This window comes from Candidatus Poribacteria bacterium (assembly GCA_028820845.1).
Classification (GTDB): domain Bacteria; phylum Poribacteria; class WGA-4E; order WGA-4E; family WGA-3G; genus WGA-3G.
In genome coordinates, this window is record JAPPII010000061.1 from 144,565 (window position 1) to 154,583 (window position 10,019).

The window sequence follows — 10,019 nt, forward strand, 5'->3', positions numbered from 1 at the left end:
AGTAGCAAACATCGGAAACCACTGCCAGATGGCTTAACTGACTGCTACGCAAGTCGCGTGTGGACTTGCGGGACAATACTGAAAGCGCAGCGCCCTGATTGCTGAAAGCGCAGTGCCCTAATCGCTATAAGCCTGTGCGGCGGCTTGAACGGCAGTGCCGAGTTTCACACTATGTCCGAACTCAATTAGCAATTTCTCCAAGGCATTGAGGAACAACATGACGTTCCGCTCGTTAGATGAGTCGCCCATGAGTCCAACTCTCCACGCCTTTCCGGCGAAGATTCCGAGACCACCCCCGATCTCTATGCCGTAGTCTGTAATGAGCCGTCCCCGAATAGTTGCATCGTCAATACCGTCAGGAATACGTAATGTTGTTAGCATTGGTGCGCGGTAACCTTCCTCAGCGGCGGGTTGCAACCCAATCGCTTCAGCCCCCGCCAGAAGTGCGAGTGCATTGCGTTCATGCCGTTCATAGCGAGCTGCTAAACCCTCTTCTAATATGACACGTAATCCTTCCCGTAAAGCGTAGATAAGCGACATTGAGACTGTGTGATGATAGCCGCGTTTTTTGGCGTGCCAATAATTTTCGAGCAATGTCATGTCGAGATAAAAACTCTGGATGGGGGTCTTACGGTTCCGAATGACTTCCACGGCGCGTTCGCTGAAACTAATCGGTGAAAGTCCAGGAGGACAGGCGAGACACTTTTGGGTGCAGCTATAGGCGACATCAATACCGCGTATGTCGAGGTCTACGGGTTGTCCACCGAGGGAAGTTACACAGTCGGCGAGAAAGAGGGCTCCATTTTCATGGGCGATCTCAACGGCTTCTGTTAGTGGCTGAAGGATACCGGTGGAGGTTTCGCCATGCACGAGTGCAACCAGTTTCGGGTTTGAGACCTTCGCAACGGCTTTAGCGATCTTTTCGGTGGGAATGTGTTTACCCCATTCTGCTTCGACGGTTGTCACGTTTGCGCCGCACCGTGCGGCGATGTCGGCGATCCTGGCACCGAAGTAGCCACAGACCCCAACAACTACTGAATCATCGGGTTCAATGAGGTTTGCGAGCGCGGCTTCCATTCCAGCAGTCCCGGTTCCAGAGACCGGTAAGGTTAGGCTGTTTTCGGTTCCAAAGACACGGCGGAGCAGTGCCACGGTGTCATCCATTATTTTAACAAATTCTGCGTCTAAATACCCCAACATCGGGGTCGTCATTGCTTTAAGTACCCGCGCGTTCGCTTCACTGGGTCCAGGACCGAGTAGCACGCGCGGGGATGCTATTAATTCGTCATACACTTTTTGATAGGCTCCTCAGATATTGCCTAAATCACAGATTTTGGGAATTTGAGAACATTGAGATTAAGGCGAGTTGGCAAAAAATAGAGGATGCCGTGTGGCACCCTCTATTGGAAAGCCTCGGTCAGGCGACCGAGGCAAAAGTAAGTGAGTGTGGGAATTACTCACCACCACCACCGCCGCCACCGGCAGCTTCACCACGAATCTGCAGATTATTCGCTCTCATGTAGCTTTGAATCGTTTGAATCTGGCTAATTGCGTAGGTGAGTGCCTGATTGACTTTTGTGTCGACAGGTGGGGTCGTCTCATATTTTGCCCACAACCGGTTGAAGTAATCCAAGGCATCGTTGAAATAGACATCGTCACTATCGGCTAATACCATATAGGCTTCACCAATCTGGACGAGGCCAAGGTCAGCGTACTTGGTCGTCGGGTAGGTCTCAATAATCTTACTATAGGCAGCGATAGCCCCTTCGATAGCGGGTTTCTGCTCGTCACCGCTTGTGAGTTTTGCTTCGTTGAGGAGATCGGTTGCGACCTCATACTCGTAGAAGGTCAAAGCGTTTGCCGTATCGTTGAGATAATTGAGTGCCGTCGATTTTGATTCGTTCCCGATGCCGGGTGTATCGACTGCTTTCTGATAGTTCTCGATCGCCATCTGATAGAAGCTAATACGTTCGGCTTCTTCAATACCTTGCTCAGAACCGGCGTTGTAGTACTTATTGCCGATGTTAATGAGCGCGTCAGCAGTATACTGACTGTTTGGATACTCAGCGACGAGGATTTCGTTCGCCTCAAAGAGTCGATCGTACCAGCGCTGTCTCGCTTCGGCATCGCCACCCTTTTCGGCGGCTTCACTCAGGAGCTGCGCACAGGTCGAGATAGCATACAACGATTCCGCCGCGCTTTTGTGCGTCTTGTTCACAGTGCGGACTTTCTCGTATTCTTCGATGGCTTTCTCGAATTGTTGGGCAGCGTAGTAAGATTCACCGACGTGATACTGCCAGAAGGCGGCATCGTTCGCGCTCGGATACCGGCGGACCATATCGCGGAAGACATCACCCGCGGCGAGGAAATAATTCACCGCTTTTTCAGACATTTCACCGTCAATACCGACCTGCATCCGACCCAGCTCGAAGTTGGAGGCGGCGAGGTAATTCAGTGCCGTCTCTGTGTTCTTCCTGAGACCATCGGATGCCGGGAAAAGCCCTTGATCAATGTAGCCAACGAACGTTGTCAGCGGTGTAAGCGCACTCGTCAGGTCTTGTGGAAGTTTCACACCGATACCCACAGAGTAATAAATCTGTCCGGCTTGGAAGAGCGAATTCTGAACATACGGGATGACCGTATCTTTGTCCGCTTTTTCGACCGGTGCAGCGATGGATGTCACTTCAAAGAAGGAACCGGCGGCTTGTCGACTTGCATCAATGTAGGGTTGTAGGTCTGTCCCTGCTTCCGTTGAGAAGAGGGAACGCGCTTTGTCGGAATAGAGGAATCCAATATTGTATTGTGCGGCGGCTTTCTCAGCCACGGTTGCCTGCGGATTCGCCATAGTCCTGTCGCGTGCCTCAACGGCTTCGGCAATGGCTTCATCTAAACGACCGAGTTCGACGTAGAGGGTGGAGCGACGGATACCAGCGTCAGCAACCATTGAGGCGACGTTCGCGTTATCCGAACCGCTGTATTCACCGATCAAAGTCTGGAAGGTTTCCAGTGCTCTGTCGAGCTGCTTGAGTTGGTCTTGATAAATCAAGCCTATGCGATAGTAGGATTGCGCTTTGACGAGCGGGTCCTCGACCAATTCAATGGCGTTTTGGTAGCTCATCAAGGCTTCCGAATAAGTTTTGAGTTGCTCGTCTTGCGCGAATGCCATAGCGAAGTAGGAGCGTCCCTTCATATCCGGATCTTCCGTGTTTTCAATAATATACTGATACTCTTGCACCGAGGCGGCGTGGTCGCCGAGCGTGGCGTTGAGTTCAGCGAGACGTGAATGTGCTTGGAAGATGAGAGTCTTCCGTGCTTCGTCCTCCGTCTGTCCTTCTAATGCCGTGACGGCTTTGAATGCGTCCGCTGCGCCTCTGTTGTCTTCGAGACCGAGTTTCGCCAAACCTGCAGTGTAATTAGCACTGATGAGGTTGTCAGCGTCATCTGTCAAGGTTGCGACTTTTTCAGCGGCGGCGACAGTATTCTGAAGGCTCAGCTGCTTGCTGCCAGCATCCGTAGCGGCTTGTGCAATTTGATAATGGCAGACTGCCGCTTGATACTGTGCGTTGGGTGCCAATTCGCTGTTCGGGAACTTTTGGACGAAGTCGAGATATGCTGCCAATCCTTCATCATAACGTTTGGCAGAATAGTAGGTATGTCCAATTTTCAGCTGCGAACGACTGCGTGCCTCTTCAGGTGCACCAGTGTTGTTCACGATCCGTGACAGGGACATTACCAACGCATCGACATCAACTTCTTCGCTACTGCTTTCAACAGCAGTGGCTTTAATCAGATCGATATGTCCAAGTGTCTTGAGAACAAGCTCATTGTCACTTTCGGCATATTTGCTGTTGGCTTCGTCAGCGATCTGAAGGATGAGTGCCCATTTTTCTGTATCGTTCTGTTTTTGCGCCGCGTCACGATAGGCGAGTGCCAGACCGTAATAGGCTTCAACAGCGTTCGGGCTATCGGCGTAGTCTGAAAGCACACGTTGGAATGCGGCTTCAGAGGAAGCCAAGAGATCCGGGTTATCAGTGGCGGCTTGGTAGTAACAAAGCCCCACGAGATAGAGCGCATCGTCTGCGTATTCACCCGAAGGGTTCCCGTCAACGACGGCTTGATATTGGACAGCAGCTTCTTCAAACCGCTTTTCTGCGCGGAGCAGGTCAGCAAGTTTGATCTCTGCCAACGACCTATTGTCAGCATCGGCAAGTTTATCCAAGATGCTATTGTAATAGTCAATTGCGTCATCTTGATTGCCCTGCTTGACGTGGCTGTTCGCGACGAGGAGAAGTGCGCGTTCGTAGTATTCACTGGTTTCCGGAATAGAGGCATAGCGATCGCGTGCCTGTCCCCAGTCACCCAGCATTTCGTGTGAAAGGGCTTCGTTCATGATACAGGCTTCCACTTGCGCGACACGCTCGCCGAAGTCGTCATAACGTTCCTCAGCAACACCAGGGAGGAAGGCTTCGTCATTAAACATGCCAACCGCTTCTCGATATGCCGAGACGGACTTCTGGAGGTATTCTGTATTGAAGTCAGCACCTGCATCGCCTTCCTGATAGCCTTCAGGTTTGGCGGCTTCGTAATAGGAACGTCCTTCAAAGAACTTACCCATCAGTTTGACGAGATGGAACTTCGGAAGTGGACGGTAATCCCAGAGTTTTGCGTATTCTTCAGCGGCTTCAACGTACTGTTTGAACTCTGTCCGTTTGATGTCAGCAAATCGGAGTTGAACCTCAGCGGCAAGGATATCGAACTCATTATCGTTCTTATTCTTGTCGATAAACTCGCGTGCCATGGTTTCTAACTCTTCTTTACGACCAAGATCGTTCAAAGCCCAGATTGCACCGTAGAGTGCGTGAGGGGCGACAGGATCTTGCGGGAAATTGTCAATCGTTTTCTGATACCACTGCAGTGAGAGTTCAAGCGTCGCCATTCCGGCTTCGGTATCCCCGGCATTTCTCTGTTCAGTGCCGAGTTTGTAATATGCCTCAGCAATCTGGTAGGAGCAATAGGGAACGAAGTCGGTGGCTTCTTGGTGTTCATTGATGACGCGTTCGTAAGCCACAGTCGCTTGACTCCAATTCGATAAGCGGAAGTAGCTATCAGCGATACCGAGTTTTGCTTCGGCGATATAGTCGCTTTCGGGGTATTCTTCGAGAAGCGTGGTGTATGAAACGATAGCGTTTTCATAGTCGCCTTGATCGAAGTATGTACGTCCGATAGCGGACTGGATTTCTGCCTGTAGCATCCGGTCGGCGGTATTTTGGAGTGCCAACTCATAGTTGACGCGAGCGTTGTCATAGTCCTTCTGACGGGCGTAAATTGCGCCTTGGTCGAAGTATGCTGCTGTGACGTATTGGCTTTCCGGGAACTGCGTAATGAAGTTGGTGTATCTACCGATAGCTTCATCATCTCTACCGAGTTGATTCAAACTATAAGCGGCTTTATACATCGCTTCGGCTTGCAGGTCGGGATAGTTTTTGAATTCCTCCGTCGCGATTTTGTCGAATTCCTGATAGGCTTGCTCATAGTTCGACTCATTCAGGAATGACTGTGCGATGAGGTGTTGTGCGTCATCTTTGAAGTCTGAATTCGGGAAACCGTCAAGAACAGCTTTGAAGGCTTGTCGGGAGTCTTCATAGTTCTGTAATTTGAAGTTCAGCTGCCCGATAGCATACCATGCGTTCTCAACGAAGAGGCTGTTCGGGAAGTTCTCGATGAGCTGCATGAACTTCGGTTCTGCCAATTCAAACTGCTCGGTACGGTAAAGGATGTGTCCCCAGAGATAGGTTAATCCCTCTTGGTGTTTAGGGATTGTTGCAGTGGGGGCGACCTTTTCGATGTACTCAATCGCGCTGTCATAGTAGTTGACATCGCCCGACTGTTCGGCGAGTCTCGAATAACTCACAGCGATCTTATAGTTAGCGAGGGTTGTGAAGTCCTTGTCAATAACTTCGGTTTTCACACCTCGTTTTGTTGATTCGACGAGTGCCTCGGCATACTTTTCAATCGCACCTTCGTAGTCAGCTTGTCCGCGTAAATCTTCAGCGGATTGGTAAAGCTGCTCGACCTTTTTGGAGCTCCCCATCATTAGAGGGGAGAGGAGTGCGATTATCAAGGCGAGACCGCCGATAATTCCCAAAATCCTCGGGTTCATTCGTGTTCTCCTTGTTTACGTTGCCTGCTGTAAAGCAGGATTACGAGATTAGGTTAAATAATCTGGGATGCCCGAACTTGTTCGGGAGTATTTCCCTGGGGCACGTCCCCAACAAGTTGGGGCATCCGGAAGATTTACCGATTTAAATTCTTAATCTTCATACAGTTTGCGGTACAATACTATCTACTATAATTCTATTGAATCGTAAACTTCTGTAATAGAGAGGGTTTCGAGCGGTACATCCAACAATTTCCTGGAGAACCCGTCGATTTGGCTCCATTTGCGTTGATATTGTTGAAGTGCCTGCTGTCCTGAACGGATACCTTGTAGTAGCAGGAAGGTATACCTCCCATCAGTGAGAACCTCTCGTGCTGTCGGATATTCCCGCGATGCCGCTTGGCTCGGCAGTTCTGCGTAGGTTAGCAGTTCTGAATCGATATCCAAGGCGACGCTCGGAGGTGTCCGTTTATTGTTTTTACGAAGTGTTGTTAGGATATAACCTTCTGCCATCGGTTCATCGGTAAATTGCCAGACATCCGAGTTGGAATCCACCATCGGTGTTTCAGTTGTTCGGTTTCTACTGACGTTTCGCCGTATCTCAGCGGGTTGCGCTGCAGCCGTGTCCTGCTGAATGGCAAGTGTCGCAACGGGCTGCCGCGAAACGGATGTTGACGTGGAAAACAGTTGTGCTTTTGCCACCGTATATAAACGTTGCAGTGGATGTTCACTGTTGTTACCGGACGTGCCGAGTTTTAAGGCGAAAGGTGCGACAAGAAGTGCCATCATCGCTGCGACGAGCGTGTAATAAGGCAGCATCTTTTGTCGGACAGAGATGTGTCCGGTCGGGAGGCAGCGGTCGATGTATCGGCGGACTCGCGCCGTAAGCTGCCAAATCAGCCGGGTGCTGGTCTCGTAGACGCGTTGGTGGAGTGCGGTAGGCGCATTTTGTTCGATGCGTTGCCGAAGCGTTTTTGTGAACGCTGTATAATAGGCATCGGACGCTTCGGGTTCAACGTAGAAATTTTCGAGGAGATGACACGTCTTTTTCAGGTCGATAGCTTCTCGTTTACAGGTCCGACAGGTATCAAGATGTTCAGCGACATCTCTCATCTGACGTTCGGAGAGTGTTGCATCGATGTAGTCTGATAAAAGGCGTTGTGTTTTCTGGCACTTGAAGCTCATGGGTATTCTCCACGACATTGCGGCTTTCACGCGCTTAGAACGATAGATCGTTACCGGCGATAATCATTTAAGCTGGCAGCTAAATTGCACCGGCATCTACATAGGGTTTGAGCAAAGTTCGGAGTTTTTTGCGTGCGTAGTGCAAGCGGGAACGGACTGTTCCTTCGGAGCAGTTAAGAATTGAAGCGATCTCGGCGTGTGTCAATCCTTCAAATTCATGAAGGATGACGACGGTGCGGTGTTTCAGGGACAGGCTGTTGACGGCTTCAGTGACGTAGCGTCGGAGTTCGGATTTTTCGGCGTGTGTGTGCGGGTCGTTTGCATGGGTTGCGCGATACCGCAGCTCCGCCTCAAATTCCGCCTCTGCTATCGTCTCAATGGAGCGTTCCTGTCGGCGTTCCTTGCGTTTGACGAAATTGAGTGCTTCGTTCACAGTGATCCGGTAGACCCACGTTTCAAAAGCAGCATCCTTCCGGAAAGTGTGAATTCCGCGATAGACCTTCAGAAAAGTTTCTTGCATGACATCCTCGGCATCTGCGTGATTTTTGGTAATCTGCATTGCGAGTCGATACACTATGCGTTTGTACTTTTCTATGAGAGGTGCTAACGCAGTCTCATCGCCTTTGCATAGGTCGGCTATGAGCAAGGCTTCAGTTCTTTCCACCGAACTTTTCTCCTTAAGTGTTCTCAATAGGATTAGACAACGCCTTTTGAAAAACCGTTCAAAAAATTTTTGGCTAATGGCTGATGGTTTATGGCTAATGGCTAACCGCTAACAGCCATCTGCCATTGATTATAGCATTAATGCAGAAATTGTGTCATTAAAAAAATGGTTGTTGGCAGCCAATAGCCAATCACAAAAAAAGGCAACGTATCCGAAAATACGCTGCCCTTAGTGTCGAAATAGCCGCAAATTTACTCTTTACCCTTGGTTACAAAGGTGACGCTAACGTCAAGCGAATTGCCTGCGGCATCAGAGACTTTACCTGCGATAACGTAGGTGGTTTCGTTGCCAATCTCTTTACCTTTGACGAGTTCGAGTGTACCTGTGGTACCATCGACGGATCCGAGCCAACCGACATCATCACCGGCTTCGGTTTGAAGGGCAATGTTTCCAGTTACTTCTTCACTGAAAGTGATTTCGATCTTAGCATCGCTGTTGATCGCTTCGGGATCGACATCTTTGTCACCGTCGCTGACAGTTCCACCCGTAACAGTCGGTGCGGTTGTGTCAGGCGCGGTAACAGTGTAGGTGAGTGTCTGGGTGCCGTCTGCCCAGGTAATCGTCAGACTCAAAGGACCTGGGGTGAAGGGACCGGCGACAGTCACATTTTTACCAGCAGCTGTAGCGACACCGGCACTCGATGTAACATCGGCGGGTGCGTTGTCAAAGGTCAGGGTAATGCTTGCATTAGCGGCAATCTCTGAACCACTTGGCGGTGCTGCACTGACGAAGTTGGCTGGTGCGGCTTCGTCGCCGCCATCGTCGTCATCGCCACCACAGCCGGCGAGCATAGAAACAGTCAGCAAAGCCGCCAATAATAATGCGAAGGTTCTAAACAATTTTGTCATTAGAGTTAACTCCTTAAATTTAAGTTATCAAAATACACCCGTTGAAATCGGGTGTGCTAAAAACTTTCGGTGCTTCCCCTATATGTTTGCAAGAATGCACCCGAGGGAAAGTTAGCTTCGGTATCGTTGTTGATTGTACAATTCAACAGTGATGTTGGAAGCCTACGGTTGTATTCTCGTTAAGTCGAGTAACGTAGGGCTATTTCGTTGTTGTTCCCTGCGAAAACCGCAAAGAACGAACCGACACGTTGAGAATAGAATTTCGCGAGAACGGCTTGTTATTGACCGAAATACCATTGGAATGCCGTACACTTCGCCCGAAAGTCAATATCTAAACGAGTACCTTAGAGTTTAACAAAAATTGTAAACTCTGTAAAGGTAAAAATACCGGTTTTTTGGAAATTATACAAAAGTTGCTTTCTTTTGTCAAGAAAAAAACTTATTTTTGGTAAATTTACCATAAATTTAAACGTTGTCAAGAAAAAAAATGATACACGTCGCTATACGGAATCGAATTTAAGGACATTGTTCGATATATAAGTATACTATAAAGAAAAAAAAAATGCAAGTTTTTTAATGGCGAATAGCGAATAGCAGATAGCGAATAGCAGATAGCAGATAGCGAATAGCAGATAGCGAATAGCAGATAGCGAATAGCGGTTAGTGGCTGGTTCTGATATTTTTCGAGAAAGCGATTAGCATTTTCTTTATGCTGACGATTTCGTCCATGAGTTCAAGGTATTGATTGTCATTAAGGTATTTGAGGTCACGCGCAAGCAAGATGAGATATTCTGTTTCACTTGCCGAACCTACTGCTATCTGAAGGAAGCGCGCGAAGTCTGCTGGAGTTTCTCTTCCGCAGCCTTCGGCGATGTTTGTTGGGATTGAAGCACAAGCACGTCGGATTTGGCTTGTCAGTCCATACATCTCTTCGCGAGGAAATTGGAGTGCTAACTCGTATATTCGCAAAGTTAATCCATGAGATCTGCTCCATATTTGCAAATTTCTAAAATCTCGCATATCTACTCCTTAAATGGTGATTGGCTAATTGCTAATTGCTAATTGCTAATTGCTAATTGCTAATTGCTAATTGCTAATTGCTAAT

General features: G+C 49.0%; 6 protein-coding genes. All 6 read right to left on the bottom strand.

Annotation, left to right across the window (positions count from 1 at the left end):
* Positions 1 to 117: 117 nt before the first annotated feature.
* Positions 118 to 1,293 carry an alanine--glyoxylate aminotransferase family protein gene (locus tag OXN25_12705; GenBank protein ID MDE0425717.1) on the bottom strand — a complete coding sequence of 392 codons (1,176 nt, stop codon included), beginning with the start codon at positions 1,291 to 1,293 and terminating at the stop codon, positions 118 to 120.
* A gap of 160 nt (positions 1,294 to 1,453) precedes the next feature.
* The gene (locus tag OXN25_12710; protein ID MDE0425718.1) at positions 1,454 to 6,160 is read right to left on the bottom strand and encodes a tetratricopeptide repeat protein; all 4,707 of its coding nucleotides are present in this window, start codon (positions 6,158 to 6,160) and stop codon (positions 1,454 to 1,456) included.
* Positions 6,161 to 6,346: 186 nt separating this feature from the next.
* Entirely contained in the window at positions 6,347 to 7,342 is a 996-nt protein-coding gene (locus tag OXN25_12715; GenBank protein MDE0425719.1) for a zf-HC2 domain-containing protein, read from the bottom strand.
* A gap of 79 nt (positions 7,343 to 7,421) precedes the next feature.
* Positions 7,422 to 8,006: a sigma-70 family RNA polymerase sigma factor gene (locus OXN25_12720; protein ID MDE0425720.1), complete on the bottom strand. Its 585-nt coding sequence runs from the start codon at positions 8,004 to 8,006 to the stop codon at positions 7,422 to 7,424.
* 251 nt (positions 8,007 to 8,257) lie between these two features.
* The gene (locus OXN25_12725) at positions 8,258 to 8,914 is read right to left on the bottom strand and encodes an Ig-like domain-containing protein (protein MDE0425721.1); all 657 of its coding nucleotides are present in this window, start codon (positions 8,912 to 8,914) and stop codon (positions 8,258 to 8,260) included.
* A 660-nt stretch (positions 8,915 to 9,574) separates the two neighbouring features.
* On the bottom strand, positions 9,575 to 9,934 hold the full coding sequence (locus OXN25_12730; protein ID MDE0425722.1) for a four helix bundle protein: 360 nt from the start codon (positions 9,932 to 9,934) through the stop codon (positions 9,575 to 9,577).
* Positions 9,935 to 10,019: the final 85 nt, after the last annotated feature.